The sequence below is a fragment of the Terribacillus sp. DMT04 genome (genome assembly GCF_019056395.1).
Classification (GTDB): Bacteria; Bacillota; Bacilli; order Bacillales; family Amphibacillaceae; genus Terribacillus; species Terribacillus aidingensis_A.
Window position 1 is genome coordinate 1,317,552 of sequence record NZ_CP077639.1, and the last position, 21,788, is coordinate 1,339,339.

Annotated in this window: 24 protein-coding genes and 1 pseudogene; 17 read left to right on the forward strand and 8 right to left on the reverse strand. The window is 41.9% G+C overall.

The genetic code is table 11. The features are described from left to right. Nucleotides 1–4: 4 nt before the first annotated feature. Nucleotides 5–355 carry a YflT domain-containing protein gene (locus KS242_RS07105; RefSeq protein WP_217323684.1) on the reverse strand — a complete coding sequence of 117 codons (351 nt, stop codon included), beginning with the start codon at nt 353–355 and terminating at the stop codon, nt 5–7. A gap of 173 nt (nt 356–528) precedes the next feature. Here KS242_RS07105 and KS242_RS07110 point away from each other — a divergent pair, with 173 nt between their 5' ends. Beyond that, nucleotides 529–885 (forward strand): hypothetical protein, encoded by a 357-nt coding sequence (locus KS242_RS07110; protein WP_217323685.1) that lies wholly within the window; start codon nt 529–531, stop codon nt 883–885. Between the two features lie 138 nt (nt 886–1,023). Then, nucleotides 1,024–1,515, forward strand: a complete 492-nt coding sequence (locus KS242_RS07115; protein WP_217323686.1) for a class I SAM-dependent methyltransferase — start codon at nt 1,024–1,026, stop codon at nt 1,513–1,515. Between the two features lie 46 nt (nt 1,516–1,561). Here the strand turns inward: KS242_RS07115 and KS242_RS07120 are convergent, their stop codons facing one another. Beyond that, nucleotides 1,562–2,908, reverse strand: coding sequence for a dihydrolipoyl dehydrogenase family protein (locus KS242_RS07120; protein WP_217323687.1), 1,347 nt, complete (start codon nt 2,906–2,908; stop codon nt 1,562–1,564). Nucleotides 2,909–3,044: 136 nt separating this feature from the next. Here KS242_RS07120 and KS242_RS07125 point away from each other — a divergent pair, with 136 nt between their 5' ends. Continuing rightward, complete coding sequence (locus tag KS242_RS07125) at nt 3,045–3,455, forward strand: YwpF-like family protein (protein WP_217323688.1); 411 nt, start codon at nt 3,045–3,047, stop codon at nt 3,453–3,455. Nucleotides 3,456–3,532: 77 nt separating this feature from the next. Further along, a complete protein-coding gene (locus KS242_RS07130; protein ID WP_217323689.1) occupies nt 3,533–4,897 on the forward strand; it encodes a TrkH family potassium uptake protein in 1,365 nt (454 codons plus the stop codon). A 44-nt stretch (nt 4,898–4,941) separates the two neighbouring features. Here the strand turns inward: KS242_RS07130 and KS242_RS18085 are convergent. Then, nucleotides 4,942–5,028 (reverse strand): annotated as a pseudogene (locus KS242_RS18085) (YjcZ family sporulation protein); the annotation flags it as partial. 363 nt (nt 5,029–5,391) lie between these two features. On the opposite strand from KS242_RS18085, the gene KS242_RS07140 reads away from it, so the two are divergent. Then, nucleotides 5,392–5,619, forward strand: a complete 228-nt coding sequence (locus KS242_RS07140) for an aspartyl-phosphate phosphatase Spo0E family protein (protein ID WP_306278132.1) — start codon at nt 5,392–5,394, stop codon at nt 5,617–5,619. Nucleotides 5,620–5,650: 31 nt separating this feature from the next. Here KS242_RS07140 and KS242_RS07145 read toward each other — a convergent pair whose 3' ends face one another. After that, nucleotides 5,651–6,811 carry an aminotransferase A gene (locus KS242_RS07145; protein ID WP_217323691.1) on the reverse strand — a complete coding sequence of 387 codons (1,161 nt, stop codon included), beginning with the start codon at nt 6,809–6,811 and terminating at the stop codon, nt 5,651–5,653. A 113-nt stretch (nt 6,812–6,924) separates the two neighbouring features. Between KS242_RS07145 and KS242_RS07150 the strand changes: the two genes are divergently transcribed. Both KS242_RS07150 and KS242_RS07155 read left to right on the forward strand, forming a co-directional pair. After that, entirely contained in the window at nt 6,925–7,062 is a 138-nt protein-coding gene (locus KS242_RS07150; RefSeq protein ID WP_077309895.1) for an FbpB family small basic protein, read from the forward strand. Nucleotides 7,063–7,175: 113 nt separating this feature from the next. After that, on the forward strand, nt 7,176–7,442 hold the full coding sequence (locus tag KS242_RS07155) for a hypothetical protein (protein WP_217323692.1): 267 nt from the start codon (nt 7,176–7,178) through the stop codon (nt 7,440–7,442). Here the strand turns inward: KS242_RS07155 and KS242_RS07160 are convergent, their stop codons facing one another. From KS242_RS07160 to KS242_RS07170, 3 genes are all read right to left on the reverse strand, one after another. After that, nucleotides 7,443–7,916, reverse strand: a complete 474-nt coding sequence (locus tag KS242_RS07160) for a YkyB family protein (RefSeq protein ID WP_217323693.1) — start codon at nt 7,914–7,916, stop codon at nt 7,443–7,445. Between the two features lie 83 nt (nt 7,917–7,999). Beyond that, entirely contained in the window at nt 8,000–8,869 is an 870-nt protein-coding gene (locus tag KS242_RS07165) for a metallophosphoesterase (RefSeq protein WP_217323694.1), read from the reverse strand. A gap of 70 nt (nt 8,870–8,939) precedes the next feature. Then, nucleotides 8,940–9,572 carry a PAQR family membrane homeostasis protein TrhA gene (locus KS242_RS07170; protein WP_217323695.1) on the reverse strand — a complete coding sequence of 211 codons (633 nt, stop codon included), beginning with the start codon at nt 9,570–9,572 and terminating at the stop codon, nt 8,940–8,942. A gap of 211 nt (nt 9,573–9,783) precedes the next feature. Between KS242_RS07170 and cbpB the strand changes: the two genes are divergently transcribed. The 3 genes from cbpB to KS242_RS07185 all read left to right on the forward strand — a co-directional run bounded on the left by cbpB (nt 9,784) and on the right by KS242_RS07185 (nt 12,242). Further along, nucleotides 9,784–10,257: a cyclic-di-AMP-binding protein CbpB gene (cbpB, locus tag KS242_RS07175; RefSeq protein ID WP_217323696.1), complete on the forward strand. Its 474-nt coding sequence runs from the start codon at nt 9,784–9,786 to the stop codon at nt 10,255–10,257. Between the two features lie 99 nt (nt 10,258–10,356). Next, complete coding sequence (gene dapD / locus KS242_RS07180; protein ID WP_217323697.1) at nt 10,357–11,070, forward strand: 2,3,4,5-tetrahydropyridine-2,6-dicarboxylate N-acetyltransferase; 714 nt, start codon at nt 10,357–10,359, stop codon at nt 11,068–11,070. Between the two features lie 59 nt (nt 11,071–11,129). Further along, complete coding sequence (locus KS242_RS07185; protein ID WP_217323698.1) at nt 11,130–12,242, forward strand: N-acetyldiaminopimelate deacetylase; 1,113 nt, start codon at nt 11,130–11,132, stop codon at nt 12,240–12,242. Nucleotides 12,243–12,257: 15 nt separating this feature from the next. Here the strand turns inward: KS242_RS07185 and KS242_RS07190 are convergent, their stop codons facing one another. Continuing rightward, on the reverse strand, nt 12,258–13,112 hold the full coding sequence (locus KS242_RS07190; RefSeq protein ID WP_217323699.1) for a mechanosensitive ion channel family protein: 855 nt from the start codon (nt 13,110–13,112) through the stop codon (nt 12,258–12,260). Nucleotides 13,113–13,238: 126 nt separating this feature from the next. Here KS242_RS07190 and KS242_RS07195 point away from each other — a divergent pair, with 126 nt between their 5' ends. The 7 genes from KS242_RS07195 to KS242_RS07225 all read left to right on the forward strand — a co-directional run bounded on the left by KS242_RS07195 (nt 13,239) and on the right by KS242_RS07225 (nt 21,749). After that, complete coding sequence (locus tag KS242_RS07195; RefSeq protein WP_217323700.1) at nt 13,239–13,784, forward strand: peroxiredoxin; 546 nt, start codon at nt 13,239–13,241, stop codon at nt 13,782–13,784. Between the two features lies 1 nt (nt 13,785). Next, nucleotides 13,786–14,211, forward strand: a complete 426-nt coding sequence (locus KS242_RS07200; RefSeq protein ID WP_217323701.1) for a TlpA disulfide reductase family protein — start codon at nt 13,786–13,788, stop codon at nt 14,209–14,211. A 66-nt stretch (nt 14,212–14,277) separates the two neighbouring features. Then, on the forward strand, nt 14,278–15,447 hold the full coding sequence (locus KS242_RS07205) for an alanyl-tRNA editing protein (protein ID WP_217323702.1): 1,170 nt from the start codon (nt 14,278–14,280) through the stop codon (nt 15,445–15,447). A 123-nt stretch (nt 15,448–15,570) separates the two neighbouring features. Then, a complete protein-coding gene (locus KS242_RS07210) occupies nt 15,571–17,325 on the forward strand; it encodes an ABC transporter ATP-binding protein (RefSeq protein ID WP_217323703.1) in 1,755 nt (584 codons plus the stop codon). Nucleotides 17,326–17,336: 11 nt separating this feature from the next. Beyond that, a complete protein-coding gene (locus tag KS242_RS07215; protein WP_217323704.1) occupies nt 17,337–19,157 on the forward strand; it encodes an ABC transporter ATP-binding protein in 1,821 nt (606 codons plus the stop codon). 226 nt (nt 19,158–19,383) lie between these two features. Continuing rightward, nucleotides 19,384–20,739, forward strand: coding sequence for a cytochrome ubiquinol oxidase subunit I (locus KS242_RS07220; protein ID WP_254391837.1), 1,356 nt, complete (start codon nt 19,384–19,386; stop codon nt 20,737–20,739). Beyond that, nucleotides 20,736–21,749, forward strand: a complete 1,014-nt coding sequence (locus KS242_RS07225; RefSeq protein ID WP_217323705.1) for a cytochrome d ubiquinol oxidase subunit II — start codon at nt 20,736–20,738, stop codon at nt 21,747–21,749. The genes KS242_RS07220 and KS242_RS07225 overlap by 4 nt, the downstream gene beginning before the upstream one ends. Nucleotides 21,750–21,788 lie beyond the last annotated feature (39 nt).

A 21,788-nucleotide genomic window follows, 5' to 3' on the forward strand; every position in this document is an offset into this window, starting at 1 on the left:
TGCTTTAGATAAGCAAGCCTTCCACGTTTTCAGTTTCTGTGACGATAAGGAAAATCTTTCCTTCATCCAAGTCTTCTTCAAAATCTTCCGCTTCTTCTTGGGAGAAGCCGATATCTTTTAGTTTTGCGCGAAGTTCATCACCTTGTTTACTGAACAAGCTGCCTACTGCACTTTTTGCATCCATCTCGGAAAGACCGATTGTATTCGCATCTACTTTGCTTGATACGCGTTTTGTGCGATCATCATCATGTGACAGAACGTAGATATTATCTTTACTAACGCCTTTTGTGCTAAGCAGCTGAATGTCTTCTTGCAGTTTTTCATCGTTTGCGTATTCTCTTAAATATGGTTTCATGTGTATCTCTCCTTTAAGTAAATATTGTGCTGGTAATTATGTACCCTGCGTGTAATAAAGTTAAACTATCATAGAAATCCCTGAAGCAAGGCATACATCTGTTCGCATGTATGTTAAACTAAAAGAAAGCGCTTTGCATGTCTTCGGTTATGTAATCGGAAGGAGGAAGCATTATGGTGAATGTCATTGATATGGATCAGGTGCGGACAAAGAAACGAATGCTTCAGGTTGCCAGGCCAAAAGGAATTGAATACGAAATTTATTTAACAGTGGTAAAGTACGTAGACAAACATGCCCAGCCAGTTTCGGCCAATGAAAATCTAATGACGACATCATCCGATTTAGCTAAGGTATACAATGGAGATCGTAAGCAGTTTAAGGCAAGCTATCATGAATTGCTGCGCTATTGGAAAATCACCTTGCTTGATGAGGAATTTCCTATTGATGAAGAATTTGAGCAGTTCCCCAAACTAGGAGACTTGTGCAGCTTTATTGATCGTAAAGTACAGCAAGATAAATATACGAGTTAAAGTCATCAGCAGCCGCCAGCTGCTGTTTTTTTATGCAAGGATAGAAAGTGTGTAACTGCAAATCCTATTGGCGTGACGTTTCATTTCGTATAGGAAAGGCAATACAGAACTAATTGATTGTTAAAAGGAGAGAGTCATATGGCAAATAAAACAACGGATGTTTCGGCGGCTGAAGTAGTAGAGCTACTCGAAATAGAGGGCGGCGAGAAAGTAATCATCTTTGGTGCTGGAAACGGTGACTTGGTTATTCCTATTGCACACAAAACGAAGGACCGTGTGACAGCACTTGAGGAAGACGAGAGCTTATTAGAAAAGCTGGCACTTCGAGCTGAAGAAGAAACACTTTCAAACATTGACAGAATGCCAAGCGGATTAGGAAGACTCAATTTTCCTGATGCTTCCTTTCAGCGCGGTTTAGCAGCATTTGTCTTAGATAATACAGACAATCTGGAATTAGCAGCTAAAGAAATTTATCGGGTGACGATTGAGAAAGGTATTTTTCTGGCGTTAGGCTACAGCAAAGATCAAAGTGCTGACTTGGTAGCCGATAAATTGCAAGGAGCAGGCTTTGAAGTTACCAACGGACAGCTGCATGAGGAAGTGTATTACGTAAAAGCATATAAAGCATAAAAACCGCCATTTGGCGGTTTTTTAACGTTTATCTGTGTTAACTATCTTACAGCATACTTGGAATATCACTTTCAGCTGTTGGATAGGCCCAAAGAAGTGACTTGAGTACTTGAATATCTGCGTTTAACTCGATAGCTAACGTAAATAAATTGATGAGATGCTCAGCGTATGGGGAATATAGATGAGCGCCAACAATTGTTTGTTTGTGCTTATCGAGGACAATTTTGCTGTATCCTTCTTCCAGTCTTGTTGTTTTATTTGTAAAGAACGAACTAAGATCCTGTTCTAGGATTGTATAGGCTTCTGCGTTTTTTGCAGCCTCCTCTGCACCGATACCAACAGAAGCAATGCTTGGAAGTGTATAACAGACAGAAGGCTGGACATGCTTGAAGTCGTCCTGCTGTTTCTCTTCCAGCATATGTTGGATTACACGGCTGCCTGCATCGCCTGCAAGCGGGGTGAGCGGCAGTTTCCCGTCGTCAGCGCAATCACCTGCAGCGTAAATGTGGGGCGCTGAGATACTTTGTTGATTTTTATTTACTTTTATACCATTTTTGCTGTAAGCAATAGATGTTTGATCTAGACTCAAGTTTTGGACATTTGGTGTTCTGCCGGCACCATGAATTACAATATCCGCTGTCAATTGTTCAGAGCTACCATCGTTATTTACACGTACATGATACATGTTTCCTTGCTTTTCAACAGACTCCAGTTCCGTATTTGTGCGGATATCAATGCCCAACTTTTGGCTGTAATCAACTAAATGACTGACTACATCAGCATCAAAGCCTTCCAGAGGTCTTTTCCCGCGGTGAACAATGGTAACATTGCTGCCAAACCTTGCAGCGATATGGGCGAATTCAAAACTGATGTATCCGCCGCCGACCAAAATAATCTCTTTCGGCAGTTCATCTAATTCAAAAAAGGCATCACTTGCTGTCAAATGTTCAAAGCCATCCACTGGGAGTTTTGATGGAGAGGCACCAGCAGCAATTAAGATATAAGCGGCTTGCAGTTTTTTACCGTTAATTTCTAACGTGTGATCGTCAGTGAACTTCGCATGTCCATGATACACATGGATACCAGCTTGCTCGAACTCTTCTATAGTTGCTTTTGGGATTGACTGTGTAAACGTATCTTTATAATCGCGCAGCTGTTTCCAATTCAACTGAGAATTTCCGGTGATTCCGAAACCATCCATCCGGTTGAACGCATCTTGAATTTTTACAGTTTCAACTAATACTTTCTTTGGATCACAACCCCATTGCGGGCATGTGCCTCCGAATGGCTTATCATCAATTACAGCCACAGACCAGCCTTTTTCTCTCGCGGCTGAAGCAGTGCTGTGACCACTCACGCCTGAACCAATCACAATCAAATCTAATTTTTGCATCGTATCATCCTTCCTCCATATATCCTGTTACATTTACCCGTAAGACTTCTTGCAAAAACACAGTACTTACGAGAAGGATAAGTTCTGATAAGATAGAGAAAACAGCTTTATGAGACAAATGATAGGAGTGGCACTTATGAAAACGTTCAAATTAGCAGAACTTATCTTGTACCCGACTAACGAAGATAGCCTAGAAGGTAAAGAAATGCAGTTAACAGAGGGGTTAATTATTAATAAAGAAGAAGATAACGAATGGGTATTAGAAGCGGTACTAGACAAAAAAGATTTGGCAATCGTAAGTAACTTATCACAAGATGGCAATGTAGTGCTTGCGCAAGTGCGGATTACGAAACCAGAAAATCGCCCGGCTTTATTCCTTGTTCAAGTGCAGGAAGTCAATGACTTAGAGGAAGAAGGGAATGTCATTATGAGGGGCAATTTAAGAAGAGAGGACCGGTCTGATTTGCTCATGACAATTCAACGCCTGCGCAAGGAAGGCAAAGAAGAAGGTGAGATTCTCTTGAGCGGAACAGATTTAACAGAATAAGGCATTAAAAAACCAAGCTATTCTTTTATATCCCTGCTATAATATACGTTTGAAACGTGCAATAAAGGAGTTCTACTATGCGTACCTACGACCCGCGTTGGCGCTGGGCTAATAATATATCGCCAACTCGATTGATCATTCTATTTTATTTAGCAGCGGTATTAATCTCTACTTGTCTATTGGCATTGCCAATCGCACATCAGAAAGACACAGATCTTTCTTTTATAGATGTACTGTTTACAGCGGTAAGCGCTATTAGTGTGACCGGACTTTCTTCCGTACCAATTCATGAATATTTTAATACAACAGGTATTATTCTAATCGCTTTTACAATGCAGCTCGGTGGTATCGGTGTAATGACGCTTGGTACCTTCGTCTGGTTATTGTTCGGTAAGAAAATCGGTTTCAAAGAGCGCAGATTAATCATGGCTGACCAAAATCAAGGTTCTTTTAAAGGTGCCGTGTCATTAATGCGTCAAATTCTCATAGTTGTCCTGACAATAGAACTTATTGGATTCTTAGTATTGGGAACTTATTATCTGCAATACTTTCCTACTGCTAAAGAGGCGTATTTCCAAGGGTTATTTGCATCAATAAGTGCTACGACTAATGGTGGGTTTGACATTACAGGGCAATCGCTAATTCCCTTTCAAGATGATTACTTTGTGCAGTTTGTACATATGCTTCTCATTGTTCTTGGTGCAATTGGCTTTCCTGTACTAATTGAGGTGAAGCATTTTATTTTCGCTTCGAATGAAGAACGGAATTTTATCCGATTTACTTTGTTTACAAAGTTAACGACAGTGACGTTTTTAGTGCTGATTGTAATGGGTGCTATTGTCATCGCTTTATTGGATTCCGGTCACTTCTTCGCAAATAAATCATGGCATGAAATTCTTTTTTATTCGCTCTTCCAATCTGTTACGACCCGCAGCGGAGGATTGTCCACGATGGATGTTGGGCAGCTTACCGAACAAAATGAATTATTTATGTCTGCACTTATGTTTATCGGGGCCTCACCAAGCAGTGCGGGCGGAGGTATCCGGACGACGACGTTTGCTTTAGTTGTTATTGCTCTGTATCACTTTGCCAGAGGAAATAAGCAGATTAATATCTTCCGCAGAGAAATTCACGCAGAAGATTTATTCAAGGCAGTAAATGTGACGATTTTCGGTATTCTAATCGTCTTTACCTCAGCCGTTATTCTGGCATCCATTGAACCATTTACTCTTACGGAAGTACTGTTTGAAGTATGCAGTGCATTCGGAACCGTCGGCCTGAGCCTAGGAATTACCGCTGAGTTGAGCGATGTAAGTAAAGTCATACTGATGATCTTAATGTTCCTTGGGAGGGTCGGTATCTTGACATTCCTTTACTCTCTACATCGCAAGTCTTCTGGAGCTAATTATCACTATCCGAAAGAACGTATTATCATAGGTTAAGAAAAAGGCGGCACCCCTAACGGGAAGCCGCCTTTTTAAAGATATTAGCAGTAGAATGCTGCACCTACAATAATCAACAAGATGAAAAGTACAACGATCAACGCAAAACCGTTGCCACCGCCGTAGCCGCCGACGTTTTCACAACCGCCGCCATAGCCACCGCCGCCGAAACCGCCGAAGCCACCGTATCCGTAACCCATATTGTTTCACCTCCTAATGCTTACACCTTACTATATGGCAAACAGCTAGAAGGTGTATGGTCATCCGCCCAGATTTACGGGTGTTTTTCTTTGCTGGCGATGGAAGAGAATTATGAAGGAAGGACTACATGCTTGTATGACAAAGGAAACGGTTAATTGTCATTTTTTGCTGAAGTTTAGGATGGGTGTAACGGAAGCGTTCAACACATATGGAAAAAGTGTGAAAAGTAAACGATAAACTTTACTTTTTGACAATCTTTTGGCATGATAAGTTATGGAAAAGATTTGAAACTTATGAAGGATAATGGTGATGATATGATATTGCCTGAGCACGCAAGATATTGCCTGCAACACTCAAATAAATTAATTAACTTAAATAGGCTAACACGCCAAATCGAAGTGCTTCGCGAGCAAATGGCCGAAGTCGCTTTTGAAAAAGGATTTACAAGCAGCGAATCCATTGCTAAAAGCCAGGAGCTAGACAAGCTCTTGAACTTATACGAAGCGAAACGGAAAATATAAAAAGGACAGGTGCCAAAACCTGTCCTTTTTATTATGTCAGTAGATGGGAAGAAAGAAATCTTTCCAATCGGTCCATGCCTTCCTCAAGCTGCTCCATGCTATAAGCATAGGAAAGGCGCATATACCCCTCGCCAAGATGAGAGAATGCATCTCCTGGTACGATTGCTAATCCAGATTTCTCGACGAGCGCTAATCCGAGCTCAAATGAAGTCATTTGCTTTATTGGGAATTTCGGAAATATATAAAAAGCGCCGTTCGGCTTCTCGACTGTTAACCCCATTCTTGCTAGGCGTTCCAAGCAATAATCACGACGTTCTCGATAAGCCAGACGCATATCAGCAGGATCTTCTAAACCGTTTGTTAATGCTTCTGTGGCAGCGTGTTGACTGACAGAAGAAGCGCATGTTGCATTGTATTGATGAACCTTAAGCATATGGGTGCTTAACCAGGCAGGTGCTAATGTGAATCCGATTCGCCAGCCTGTCATGGAATGAGATTTACTTAAACCATTAATAATGATTGTCTTTTGTCGAACTTGCGGGAAACTAGCAATCGAAACATGTGGCTGGTCATACGTAAGTTCACTATAAATCTCATCAGATAAAATGAAAATGTCTTTATTAGCTAAATATGCGGCAATCTCTTCTAGTTCTTCATATGTAAGTGTGACACCTGTCGGATTTGATGGATAAGGCAGAATAACACATTTCGTTTGCGGTGTAATGTATTGTTCTAGCACCGACTTTGTTAATTTAAAACCATTTGCTGTTGTATCTGCTAAAACTGTTTTTGCTCCTGCAAGGGCAATAAGCGGTTCATATCCCGGATAAACAGGACCTGGTACAACGACTTCATCTCCCGGCTGGAGAATTGTACGCAGCGTAATATCTATTGCTTGAGAAGCTCCGGTCGTAACAATAATCTCATCTTCAGCTTGATAAGCAGGTGCGTACTTTGTATAAAAGGAACGAACAGCTTGTCGCAATTCCATTAAGCCCGCATTTGGTGTATACGTTGTTTGATTAGAGCGAATTGCCTCGATACCTGCTTCTTTTACATGAAGCGGAGTCGGGAAATCAGGCTGACCGATTGTGAGACTGATCATATCTTTTTTACCTGCTACCAAATTGTAGAACCGGCGAATACCGGAAATTTGAATGTCTTTTACATGCGGGTTGATATACTGTTCCATCAAGACCCCTCCAATTTTTCATACTTTCTTAACATAATGTTCAAACAATTTTGATTATAACGTGATAATATTGGGAATAGCTAAGGGAAAATAAATAGGGAGGCCAATTTAATATGAGACCTCGTAAGCTTTCTTTAGAGGAATTAGTCACGCAAAACAAAAATGAGTTATTACAAGATGATCAGGAAATGCTTCGAATTGAAGAATCGCTGGATAAGAAATACGGCATCCAAACTGATCATATGGAATAACGATTGATACATTATAACATAGTGACATCACACAAGGAATCCTGTTCAGACGGGATTCCTTTTTCGTTTAGAAACAATATTTTTGGCCGAAGCTTTGAAAGGGAGGGATGATCATGGCGATTATACCGGTATTTGGCATGATAGGTGCGGTGTCGTTTTTTGCAGTTATCTTTTTGCTTGTTCGTTGGTTTGTCAAGAAGCAATGGTACGCCTTTTTATCCGTACTTTGTGCGCATTTAATGTTAAGTTATCTGCTCAGTAAGGGATGGCTTTACTTGCCTTTTTCACAGGCGGAATTGCAGCTAATGATAACAATAGCTTGCGGTATGCTTGTACTTGTAAAATTGCTGGAATACAAAAAGAAAAAGCGTACAGTCTAATTAGCTGCGTCGCTTTTTCTTATCGGGCCATGTAAATTGACCAAGGGAGGATGGCGTATAGTATGCGGATCTGCTGACTGGTGGCTGCTGTTTTTTCTTGGCTTCTTGCGGTGGCAGATTCAAATAAGACGAAAGAATCCGTTTTGCTTGTGAGAGGGAGAGGTTCGGTTTAGGATTCCGAAAGGTCTTGTCCAATTCTCCAAGATGCGGCAGTGTCTTAAAATCTTCTCTAGCAGCTGGAATGTGAAAATAATATTCTGCAACCTGCACCAGCATTGTGGAATGCTGGCGGCTCAGTTTTGGATGTTCCGAAAAGTGGAGACCAATCTTTTTTGCTTTGTTCTGCTCAAGAAGCTTGGCTACCGTCAGTTTCTTTAATTGATATAAGTAGCTAGGGTCAGGTGCTGTTTTCGCATGGCGATTAACAACAAATAATGCTTTCGCAATATCACTTAATGTTGTGTTTACTTTCAATTGTGTAACCTCCTATTGCAGGGATAAACCTAGCGGAGAATGGTACTATCGTACAAAAAAGCTGTAAAGTTGGCAAGTTCTTTTTAATGCTCTTCCACATTCTGCTGTCCGTAATTTAAGGTAAGGGTACTGATTTCGGGCGGGCATGCAAATCGAATTGGCATCCTGGTTGTTCCAACGCCTCTGGATACGAATACATGCAAAGGCCGGGAACCAATCTCATAATAACTATTTGGATAGCGTCTTCCATAAGGCGGGACAATTACCTCTCCGTAAAAAGGAATACGTACTTGACCGCCATGTGAATGTCCAGAAAGCTGAACATCAACTGGTAAATGTTTTACGTTCTCAGCTAAATCAGGTTCGTGCGCTAACAGAATGGTGAAGAGGTCATCACTGCTGTGCTGTGTTGCAGCATGCAAATTTGGTGTACTCCGTATAACATCATCAATACCTGCAAGAATAATATGTTTTTGCTGGCGTTTTAATAGAGTGGCAGTATTATGGAGTGCAGTGAAGCCCCCAGCTTTCATGTATTTCGCAACGATTGCTTCGCTATCATCGCGATAGTCATGGTTTCCAAAAATCCAATACTTTCCTAGGGGAGCGTGCAAGTCCGTTAGACAGTCAACGATTTCTTGCTTCCATTTCAGCCGGATTGGTCGATCGGCGAAATCGCCTGTGAATACGATTAGATCTGCTTGCTGCTCTTGTATGTGACGAACAAGCCGTCTTAGTTTCCTAATAGAGTAATGATAACCCAAATGTAAATCACTAAACTGCACAATTTTCAGTCCGCTGAATTCCTCCGGCAAACGCTCGCTTGTCAGCGTGTAGGATTTGGTAACTAATGTTGCTGGTTCAATGTATCTGGCATATGTAAGTCCAAGTCCGGCACCAGCAAGTAGTGTCCCCGCAGCTGCGGACAGCCATTTTTTTTTGTTGTTTTTCATAAAAGCACCTTCTTTTAACCGTTAATAAAGGCACTCTTCCCTAAAATAAATGGAAGAATGCCTTTTGTCTTCAAATGAGAAAAAGAATAGCGAAGAAATGAAACGCCGACCCCGCAAGTACAAACATATGCCACACGGCATGGTGATAAGGGATCTTTCGCCAAACGTAAAATACAGCACCAATTGTATAAAGCAGACCGCCAATGAGTAAATACTGAAGCGACTGCTGCGGCAATACTTCAAGCAACGGTTTCCAAATGAACATAATCATCCAGCCCATTAGAAGATAAAGTATCGTTGACATGATTAGAAATTTCTTAACAAAGAAAATCTTAAATATAGTTCCGGCGATGGCAATTCCCCAAACAATCCCGAAAACTGTCCATCCGAGCGGATCTCTAAGGCTGATCAGCAGTATCGGTGTATACGTACCGGCTATAAATAAATAGATAGCCGCATGATCAATAATTTGGAAAATATCTTTTGTTTTCCCTTCCGGTAATGCGTGCACTATTGTAGAAGAGAGATACATAAGCAGCATCGTCGTCCCAAAGATTGTGACAGAGACAATAACCCATGGGTCACTCGAAAAACTTGCCAAGACGATTGCGACAGCGAGGGCAGCTATACTAAGCAAGGCTCCAAAGCCATGTGTAATCGAATGGGCTGTTTCCTCTTTTTTGGTGAAAATATATGTTTCCAATTATTTACCTCATTTCTGCTTTGTTTCAGTATAATGCTTTTTCTAGCTTAACACCATTAAAAGCGGTTCAATCCTGGAAATATTTTATGGTACAGCGGCCCAAATGTGACACATTGCAGATGACGTCGAAATTGGTAGCCTGCCTAGGGATGTGGTAAACTGTTAGGGGTAGTTGCCTCCTTCTATTGCCACAGACAAAAGGAGAGATCGCATGGCAAAATTAGAGCTTCAGGAACTCACTGAAATGATAGTGGGAGACTTGATGATTGAATCTGAAAAAGTCGCCCATGTTCAATTGAATAATCCGTTGGAGCATGCTTTACTCGTACTTGTTAAATCTGGTTACTCTGTTATTCCTGTACTTGACCATACGTACAGGCTGCAAGGTATGATATCAAAGACTGCAATTTTAAATGAAGTACTCGGTATGGAAAGATTTGAAATGGAGAAGCTTTCCGAGCTGAAGGTGCTGGACACCATGCTGACAGATGTACCGGTTTTAAAGAAATCTGATCCATTTCTGACAGCATTAAAGGCTGTGGTGAATCATGCTTTTCTTTGTGTGCTGGACGAGGAAGGGTACTTTGAAGGAATTCTGACTCGCCGTGCTATTCTCAAGCAGATGAACAGGTATCTGCATGAGCAAGTGCACTTTCACCCTGCTGGGGATAAAACGAATGCGTAAGCTTGTATTTATTATGCAATGAACCCCGCTTAAATGCTTGTTGATTAGTAAAAGTTTTGTTAAAGTAATTCCATACGTTCTACATAGGAGGCCAAAACCATGAAAATGATGGATGCAAATGAAATTATTTCTTTCATTTCGAATAGTAAAAAATCTACACCAGTAAAAGTATACGCAAAAGGTAATGACTTGGATAAATTGACTTATCCGGAAAGTGTCAAAGCATTCCCAGAAGCAAATACAGCCGTTCTTTTCGGAGAATGGAGCGAGCTTGAGGGCTTCTTGAAAGATACAGCTGCTATTGAAGATTATGTCATTGAAAACGACCGTCGCAATTCAGCTATTCCGCTTTTAGACATGAAAGGTATTAACGCCCGTATTGAGCCAGGCGTAGTTATTCGTGATCAAGTGGAAATCGGTGATGGCGCAGTTATTATGATGGGTGCTTCTATTAACATCGGTTCTGTAATCGGCGAAGGAACAATGATTGATATGAACGTTGTAATGGGTGGACGTGCTACTGTCGGTAAAAACTGTCACATTGGTGCAGGTACTGTCTTGGCAGGTGTAATTGAACCACCTTCCGCGAAACCAGTCGTAATTGAAGATGATGTTGTCATTGGTGCGAACGTTGTCGTGTTGGAAGGGGTAACGGTTGGAAAAGGTTCCATTGTTGCAGCTGGTGCGATTGTGACAGAAGATGTAGCTCCAAACACACTTGTTGGCGGCACGCCGGCACGCGTATTGAAAGAAATTGATGATCAAACGAAATCCAAGACAGAGATTCGTCAGGAACTTCGTAAATTGAACTAAGAAGGAAGGAGCAGCTGCTGCTCCTTTTTTTATTATCACATAAAGCGGGTGACAAAAAAATGGAAGACAAGCTGATTCAAATCAGAAGAGATTTACATCAAATACCGGAGCTCGGTTTTCAAGAAGAGAAAACTCAAGTTTACTTGCTCGATTACATAAAGCAGCTTCCGCAGGATCATCTTCAAATCAAAACTTGGCGAACAGGCATTATTGTACGAGTTGCGGGGGCGGAAGGTTCGAAAACAATCGGCTTCCGAACCGATATTGATGGTCTGCCCATAACGGAAGAAACTGGACTGCATTTTGAGTCGCAGCACGAAGGCCGTATGCACGCTTGCGGTCATGATTTACATATGACAATCGCTTTAGGTGCATTAACAGCTTGCGCAAACAAACAGCCGCATCAGAATATGGTTTTTATTTTTCAGCCAGCGGAAGAAGGCCCAGGAGGCGCGCTGCCTCTTTTAGAAAGTGGCGTGCTGAAAGAATGGTGGCCGGATGAGATTTTTGCACTCCACATTGCCCCGGAGCTGCCTGTTGGAACGGTTTCCTCCAGAGCAGGGATTCTTTTTGCTAATACGAGTGAGCTGTTTTTAGATTTCAAAGGAAAAGGCGGTCATGCTGCTTACCCCCACTTAACGAAGGACATGGTTGTCGCAGCTAGTACCTTCGTAACGAATATGCAAGGGATAGTTGCTCGTAATCTTGATCCGTTACAAAGTGCTGTTATAACAATCGGTAAAATGGAGAGCGGATTTGTCCAAAATACAATTGCGGAGACTGCGCGGCTGGAAGGGACAATTCGCACGATGGACCCAGAGGCAATTGCTGTAGTAAAGCAGCATATCGAGCAGCAGGCAAAAGGACTGGAAATCAGCCATGATTGCCAGATCGGTATCGATTACGGCTCCAATTATTATCAAGTGTATAACGATAACACGAAAGTAGAAGCTTTTCAAAAAGCGATAGCAATGACTGCTTTAACATATAAAGAAGCTAACCCTGCGATGACCGGTGAAGATTTTGGTTATATGCTGAAGGAGATACCAGGATTCATGTTCTGGCTGGGAGTCGATTCCCCGTACGGCTTGCACCACAGTAAATTGACACCAGACGAACAAGCGATAAACTGCGGCGTTGAAGCGGTACTAGCTTATATAAACGAAACATAAAGAAAAGCGCAAAGCTTATTGCTTTGCGCTTTCTTCTGTCCGCTGCATAAATACTTGATGCGGATAAGGGATTTCGATTCCTTCTTTGTCGAAAGCTTCCTTGATCGCTTTTTTCATATCTCTTTCAGCACCATATTGTTCCATATTAGCAGTATGACCGATAATACGAAGCGTCACTTCAGAGGCTCCCAATTCTTGAACACCAATAACGTCCGGGCCTTCACGGAAGCGTTCATCGTGCTGGAAGTCTTCGCAAATTTCTTGAAGAACACGAAGTGCATGATCAATATCATCTTCATAACTGATGCCGATGTCGACCATTGCGCGCATGTTCCCGCGGGAATGATTGCTAATACCAGTAATATTTCTGTTTGGGATGAAATTAAGTGTTCCATCAAAGCTTCTTACTTGCGTTGTCCGTAATCCTACTTCTTCTACTACGCCATTATAGCCGGAAGTCGTAATGACATCGCCAACTTCTATTTGCCTTTCAAGTAATATGAAGAAACCTGTAACCACATCACTTACTAACCCTTGCGCACCGAAACCGATTGCCAATCCGATAATGCCGGCACCGGCAATTAGCGGTCCAATTTGGATATCAAATACGCCAAAAATCATGACAACAAGCAGGAAAATCAATGTATACCCATATGTATTGAGCAAAAGTTTTTCCAGCGTCACCATTCTGCTAGTTGATATGCGCTGTTTTGTGCTGGCTTTGTTTAAGCTGGAGCTAATAAGCTTTTTACCTACTGCTCGTAAAACAAAATACCCTATTACAATTAGCAGCAGCTGCAGACCTACTGAGATGACGATTTCAATTAACCCGTCATAGTTAAAATTTAGTCCGTCGGTTAGAAAATTCATAGAACGTCTCCTTTTTCGATTATCGACTCTAGGTATATTCCCTGTAACATTCTACATGAAACTTCATGTAACGCAAGATGCAATTTTGGCATATAGTGACACTGGTGAAAAGAAGGAGGAGAGTCGATGATCGGAAAAACTGCACCTCAATTCGAACTACCCGCAATTATGCCGGATGGAAGAACAGCAGCCGTAAGCTTGACACATAGTATAAAAGCGGAAAAGTGGCTTGTACTCTTTTTTTATCCGCGCGATTTTAGTACCGTCTGTCCGACGGAATTAAATGATCTAGCAGATAGGATGGCTGCTTTTGAAGCATTAGATGCAGATGTTGTGGCTGTGTCCACAGACAGTCTTGCATCGCATCATGCCTGGCAGAAAACGCCTCGAGAGAAGGATGGAATAAAGGGTGCTGCATATCCGCTTGCTTCAGATTTTACAGGTAATGTGTCTCAAGCCTTTGGTGTGCTGGATGCAAGAGACTATACATCGCAGCGTGCGACATTCATCATTGATCCAACTGGAGTCATTTGCTATTGTGTCATGCACGCAGACTTGGTAGGACGGGAAACAACCGAATTGCTGCGTGTATTGGAGGCTCTCCAAACGGGAGAAGCTTGCGGTGTGAATTGGCAGCCAGGTGACGAACAACTCACACAGGAGGAGGTATAATATGCTAGCTCAATTGCCTTCTGTCATTAATCAGCAGCCGGAAAATTGGCTCATTCAGCCGGAACAGCACACAGGCGGCCGTTCGTTAGTTGTTTTCTTTTGGTCAATAAGCTGTACCATGTGCAAAGAGAAAATGCCTAGCTTCTTACACTTTGCTAAAGAAGAATCGTTATTTTTTGATATGCTGTTTGTTCATGTGCCTCGTTCAGCAGCGGATTTAGCTGTACATGAAATAAAAGAATATATGCAGCAATTAGATGTTCCGGTTTATCTGGATCACAAGCATCAAATGAAGAATACCTTTCGCGTGCAAAAGCTGCCTAGTATTGCTCTAATTGACAAAAAAGGAAGGTTACGACATATACAAGCAGGCGGTAATTTTACAACCATGCTGACAAAGCAGCTCGATAGCTTGAAATACAGTTAAGCATGCTTTATCCTTGCGGGCAATTCATGGTAAGCTTGCTCTATCAGAAAATAAAGGATGAGCGATATGAGCAAGCTGCTATACAGAGAGAATAGCTTTTGCCAGAATTGGCAGACGATAGTGATTGATACATATGAAAAAGATGGACTTTATTTTGTCGCGTTGCAAGAAACAGCCTTTTACCCAGGAGGCGGCGGACAGCCAGCAGATAGTGGTTCTATTGCTGGAGTGGAAGTGCAGGCTGTCGAAATGAAAGATGATGTTCCTTATTATGGATTAGAATCGCAAGTGAATAAACAAGTAGACTGCCAAATTAACTGGGAGCATCGATTTGATTTGATGCAGCAGCACACGGGACAGCATCTTTTGTCTGCAAGCTTTAGAATAAAAGCTGACCGGGAAACCGTAGGATTCCATCTCGGACAGGATGACGTAACAATAGACGTTGCAGGTGATAAACTAACAGATGAAGAGCTTGTCGAGGTTGAACGCAAAGCAAACGAGCTGCTTTATGATGATAAGACCATTTCCAGTTATTATGTTACTTCTGAGCAGCTAGCAGAACTGCCTGTTGTCAAACAGCCTACTGTTACGGAAAATGTTCGGATTGTTGAGGTGGAAGGTGTGGAGTATAATCCATGCGGAGGGACACATGTTCGATCCACCGGTCAGGTAGGTTTGATTAAAATTTTAAAGGTGGAAAAACAAAAACAAGCACAGCGAATCTTTTTCCAATGCGGCAAGCGGGCTTTTGACACTGCAAAGACGATGTTTGGGATTGTCGATAAAGCCGCAGCACAGTTTCAGACAAACCGCAGTAATGTGCTGGAACGATTGGAAAAGCAGTCGGCTGATTTACAAGCTGCTGTGAAGCGTTCTGAAGTTCTAGAGAATCAGCTGGAGCAACTCGAGCTGAAAGAAATTATGCAAACAGAAGAGCGTATAATCAATCGCTCATTTGAAGGCAAAACGGTCAAAGCACTGCAGCGAATGGCTGGCACAGTTGCGGAGTCCGGAAAAGATTTTGTGATTCTGTCCAATTATATAGAAAGAAAACTTGTGTTCGCTCACCATATAGAAGGTATGCATAGCGGCAGCTTGTTTCGGGAGTCACTAGCTGCATTTAATGGTAAGGGCGGTGGGAATGCGCAAATTGCGCAGGCGAGTTTTTCTGCCCAAGAAGATATGGACCGTTATATCGACTTTCTCAAGGCACATTATCAAAGCATCGTTTAATCGATGCTTTCTTTTTTTACCCATAAATCAGACTTTTTTAAATTATCGTAAATTAGTGCTGGTAAATTAGTTCGGAACCCGATATATTAGAACATGCGACGAAATGTGGAGGGAGAGAAGGCTTTGAATATTTTCCGAAAGTTAAAGGAATTCTACTGGCCGCACCGAAGAAACTTCTATTTGTCACTCTTGTTTATAGCGGTTGTCACTGCGATTACCGTGGTATATCCAGTTATTTTGCAAATTACGATTGATGATGTTGTGCTGGGGAACCAATATGAGCTTATTCCGATGTTGTCAGCTGTATTCATTTTGTTGATGCTGATTAAAGGGGTGTCCAATTTTCTGCAGCAGTATTTAGGGGATTTGTTTGGTGTGCAGACCGTTTTCCGAATGCGGAACAGCTTGTATCAAAAACTCCAGCGGTTAAGCTTCACGTACTATGACAATGCCAGAACAGGCGACTTGATGTCCAGGCTGACTGCTGATGTGGAAGGAATTCGTTTTTTCTTATCAGCAGGAGTAGGGCAATTACTAAGAGTTATCTTATTAATTGTCATCAGCTTAGCAGTTATGTTTTTCTATTCCATCCCGCTTGCCCTTATCACCATGGTTTCGATGCCATTCCTAGCAATTGTAGTGTATCGTTTTGATCGGCGTGTGCACCCAGCTTTTCGTAAAATTAGAACCTCTCTAGGCGTACTCAATACACGCGTGCAGGAAAATATCAGTGGCATGAACACTGTAAAATCATTGTCACGAGAAGATTTCGAGATTGGGCGCTTTACTACTACTAATTCCACTTACCGTGATAACTATATCTCTACTTCAAAAATATGGGCAAAGTTCTTCCCACTCATGGAGTTAATTGGCAATGTTTGTATGGTTGTACTTATTTCATATGGAGGCTATCTTGTCATATCTGAACGGCTTGAGCTAGGTGCACTCGTTGCATTCTTCAGCTTAGTCACTTATATACTAGGGCCGCTTGCCAACCTTGGGTTTATTATCAATATGTTCTCGCAAGCGAAAGCGTCGGGCGAGAGGCTGCTTGAAGTACTGGAAGCAAAGGAAGATATCGCCGAACATACGCAGCCGCTTCCGAAGCGAAAGATTAGCGGTCACGTGACATTTAACCATGTATCCTTGCAATATACAAAAGAAGATGACTTAGCTCTTAAAGATGTCAGCTTTGATGCGCCTCCTGGAAAAGTAATCGGTCTAGTTGGAGGAACAGGTGCGGGTAAAACGAGTATCACACAGCTGATTACGCGTTTTTATGAACCTGCTTCCGGCGAAGTCTACATAGATGGAAAGCTGGTGCAGGACTTTGATTTAAGGTTGCTGCGCCAGCATATTGGCTTCGTCTTGCAAGAGGCATTCCTTTTCTCCACAACAATTAAAGAAAATATCGCTTATGGCAATCCGGATAACGTCAGCTTTGAACAAATTGTTGCTGCAGCGAAACGGGCGCAAGCACATGATTTTATTATGGAACTGCCCAATCAGTATGACACCATGCTCGGCGAACGTGGAATGGGGCTGTCTGGAGGACAAAAACAGCGTATTGCAATTGCAAGGGCGCTGCTGATTAATCCAAGTATTCTAATTTTGGACGATGCGACAAGTGCAGTAGATATGCAGACAGAAGTAAAGATTCAAAAGGCAATGAAAGAAGTAATGAAAAACCGAACGACATTCATTATTGCGCACCGCATTTCCTCGGTTAAGCATGCGGACGAAATACTTGTGTTGGATAATGGAGCAATTGCCGAGCGGGGGACTCATGAGTATCTTCTGCAAAATGGCGGTCTGTACCAACGTATTTACGATATCCAATACCAAGATCAAAAAGCAATTATGCGCTCTGCGCAGTAAGGGGGGGAAAGATGGAGAATCTGCAATCGAATCAGAAACGGCATACTAACAGATTCCACTATTCACAGGACCAAGTCATGGAAAAGCCTTTTGATTGGGCACAGATAAGAAGGCTGCTCGCGTTTATAAAACCATACAGCAAAACATTGCTGCCTGGTGCGATTATTACCATGCTGCTGGCAACGCTCATTCGCTTGCTCATTCCAATATTAATCGGAAAAGTTGCAATAGACGTAGCCATTGCAACAGGAAACACACGTTATCTCGTTTACCTGGTACTGTTGATTGGTGGTTTGTATGTCTTAAACTATGCAGCTAATATATTTCGAATCAAATGGGTAAATATCCTTGGCCAGCATGTGATCTATGATTTGCGAAAAGCATTATTCAGTCATATACAGCATTTGTCTCATCGCTTTTTTGATACGCGATCTGCCGGATCGATCTTGGTTAGAGTTTTAAATGATATCAACTCGTTACAGGAACTGTTTACAAACGGAATTATCAATTTGTTAACAGATACGGTTATGCTGATTGGAATCATTGCTATTCTGTTCTTTCTTAGCCCAAAGCTCGCTATTGCAGTACTGATTATCCTGCCGCTAATGTTTTTCATTTCTACAAGACTAAGACGAAATATCCGGCGTTCTTGGCAGCAAGTACGCATGCAGAAATCACGTCTTAATTCACATTTGAACGAAGCAATCCAAGGAATACGAGTGACGCAATCTTTTGCGCAGGAACCGGAAAATACCGAGTACTTTGAAGCACTTAACCGGGATAATTTTGAGAGTGAGCGGGTTGCTACGAAAAAAAGCGCATATTTTGGCCCGTTTGTAGAAATGAGTAACGCGGTCGGAACCGTCATTCTAATTGCATACGGTGCGCACTTAATTTTGACAAATCAAATTGAAATCGGCACTTTTGTTACATTTGCTTTCTTCCTCGGTATGTTTTGGGAGCCGATTTCCCGTTTAGGTCAAATATACAATCAGCTTCTGGTGGCAATGGCATCGTCGGAGCGTATCTTTGAATTTCTGGATGAAGAACCAAATGTAAAAGTACAAAAAAATGCGAAACGGCTTCCCGAAATGAGAGGAGATATTCGCTTTGAAAAAGTAGTGTTTACTTATAATTCAGAACGAATTGCACTGCATGAGATTGATTTACACATCCAAGCGGGCCAAACAGTGGCGCTTGTCGGACACACGGGTTCCGGAAAATCGACAATCGCTAACTTGATCAGCAGATTTTATGATCCAACAGCAGGTACTGTGAAAATTGACGGTGAAGATTTACGTGAAGTCAGACTGCAAGATGTAAGACAGCAAATTAGTGTTGTCTTGCAGGATACCTTTGTCTTTTCGGGAACAATCATGGAAAATATCCGTTTTGGCAATCCCGAAGCAACTGATGAACAAGTAAGAGAAGCTGCCCGTATCGTTGGTGCAGATGATTTTATCCAGCGGTTGGCGGAGGGATATGAAACAGAAGTAGAAGAACGAGGAAACATTTTATCTGCAGGTGAAAGACAGCTGCTCTCCTTTGCTCGTGCTATGCTTGCCAATCCGCGCATCATTATTCTTGATGAAGCAACCGCAAGTATTGATACAGAAACTGAGCTAAAGATACAGCATGCACTGCAAACATTATTGCAAGGACGAACAGCCATTATGATCGCACATCGATTGTCCACGATCCGGGAATCAGATAATATTATCGTTCTTGAACAAGGGCGTATTTTAGAGCAAGGCAGCCATAACAGTTTAATGGATAGACAAGGGAAATATTATGAATTGGTTAAAACGCAGTTTCAATCCGAAGAGCAATAACAGGTTAGGGCGAAGGAAATAAAAGATGAGAAACGAACGAAGATGAATTCTTTATTAGAATTTAGATTTGTTCGTTTTTTGTGCTGTTTGCTACCTTTTGTTAAATCGATGGCTTCAGCAGCATACTTGATAAATCTGTTATCTCCCACCGCTTTCTTGGGTAATTTTTTCTTCTATGGGCATAACAAGAGAAGCGATTATTCTATAAAGAAAGCAGGGATGCACGTTGTTCGCATATGATAGTGTCATTTTAGCTCGAATGCTTACGTCCATGACGCTCGTTTTTCACATCATTTTTGCAACGATAGGTGTCGGTGTACCACTGTTAATCAGTGTAGCCGAATATATCGGCATTAGAAAACGAGATCCGCATTACGTATTATTAGCTCGACGATGGACGCGAGGCTTTGTCATTATAGTAGCAGTAGGGGTGGTAACGGGAACCGCCATTGGCTTGCAGTTATTTCTCTTGTGGCCAACATTTATGCAGATAGCTGGCCATGTCATTAGTTTGCCGCTATTTATGGAGACGTTTGCGTTCTTCTTTGAAGCTATCTTCCTTGGAGCCTATATCTATACTTGGGATCGATTTAAAGGGCGGTATACGCACTGGTATCTTTCCTTGCCAGTTATTATTGGCGGCGGAATGAGTGCTGTGTTTATTACAAGTGTGAATGCTTTCATGAACACCCCGCAAGGTTTCACTTTAGTAGGGAGGACCATCACATCGGTCGAGCCGCTAAAAGCAATTTGGAATCCAGCAACACCTTCAAAGGTCTTTCATGTACTGACATCTTCTTATATGACATGTGGAGCAGTTTTAGCAGCGATTACTGCATTTTTTATATTGAAGTACGGCAACAACAAATACTACAAAAAAGCATTGAAAGTTACGATGATTGTAACCTTAATTTTTTCTATTTTCACAGCAATAGCGGGTGACACATCTGCCAAATTCCTCGCCTCGTATCAGCCTGAAAAACTAGCTGCTGCAGAATGGCATTTTGAAACAGAAAAGGGTGCCGATCTTATTCTTTTCGGAAAATTAACAGAGGACAATGAAGTGAAAGGAGCCATTCATCTGCCAAAGCTGCTCAGCTTCTTATCCTTCGGTGACTTTAATAGTGAGGTTATTGGCTTGGATCGGGTAGATGCAGATTTAATACCGCCTTTGTGGATTCATTATATGTTTGACTTGATGGTTACGCTTGGTGCATACAGTATCATGATTAGTATGTTGTTTGTATTGTTCATGTTTTGGAAAAAACGAGACCAATATAACAAATGGCTGCTGCGAGCGATTGTCATTAATGCGCCGTTTGCTATGCTTGCACTCGAGTTTGGCTGGATTTATGCAGAGGTAGGAAGGCAGCCGTGGATAATGCGTGGATATTTGCGCGTGGCTGAAGGAGCTGTTTCCTCGCCGTATGTTCATATTGCCTTTGCCATGTTCTTGATCCTGTACGTACTGCTTGGTACTTTTGTAACGGTTGTATTGGTTCGGCTGTACAAGAAGAACCCGATTCAAAAGGAGTGGGAACAGCGGTTTCCGGATACGTTGTTTGGAGGTGACCAAAAATGAGTTACGAAATCTTAGGGCTCTCTGCTCTATGGTTTTTCCTTTTTGCTTACTTGATTATCGCATCCATTGATTTCGGTGCGGGATTCTTTGCTTATTATGCGAAGCAAACAAAGAAAGACCATATCCTAAACAAGCTGATTGCACGTTATTTATCACCAGTTTGGGAAATCACAAATGTGTTTTTTATTTTCTTTTATTATGGACTAGCAGGCTTCTTCCCTGATGCGGGTTATTACTATGGCTCTGCGATGCTTATTCCAGGGTCCATTATTTTAGTCTTGATAGGAATTCGCGGATCTTTTTATGCCTTCGAGAATTACGGTTCGCGCAGCAGTCTGTTGTACACGTTTCTGTATGGAGCGAGCGGATTGTTAATTCCAGCTGCAATCGCTACGGGACTTACGATTTCAGAAGGTGGATTTTTGCGAGAAGCAAATGGCAGTGTTTATTTACGCTATACAGAATTGCTGACAAATCCATTTTCCTGGGCGGTTGTTTTCTTGGCAATCGTATCTGTCTTATATATCAGCGCAAACTTCCTGACGTATTATGCAAGCAAAGCAGGAGATGAACCAGCAAAGAAACTTTTACGTTCTTATGCGCTGTTCTGGGCAGCACCGCAGATTATTGCTAGCTTGACCGCTTTTATTGCCATAAGCAGACAAAATCCTGAGCATTATAATAATATGCTGGATCTTTGGTGGATGTTTGGTTTGTCTGTATTATTCTTTTTAATCGCTGTATACTTGATCTTCAAAGAAAAACGTTTTGGACTTTCGTTCATTTGTGTGATGCTTCAGTTCTTTTTCGCTCTGTTAGGATATGGTATCGCACATATGCCTTATATATTGTACGACCAAATTCAAGTAGCTGCTGATGCAACACTTCCGGCAATGGGTACCGCATTGCTATTAGCATTTGGAGGGGGACTGCTCATGCTGATTCCGTCCCTCATACTTGTGATGCGCATGTTTCTCTTCGATGCAGAATATGTAAAAGGAAAGAAGTGATACAACCTTGACTGTTTATGATAGACTATGAGTAGTTTG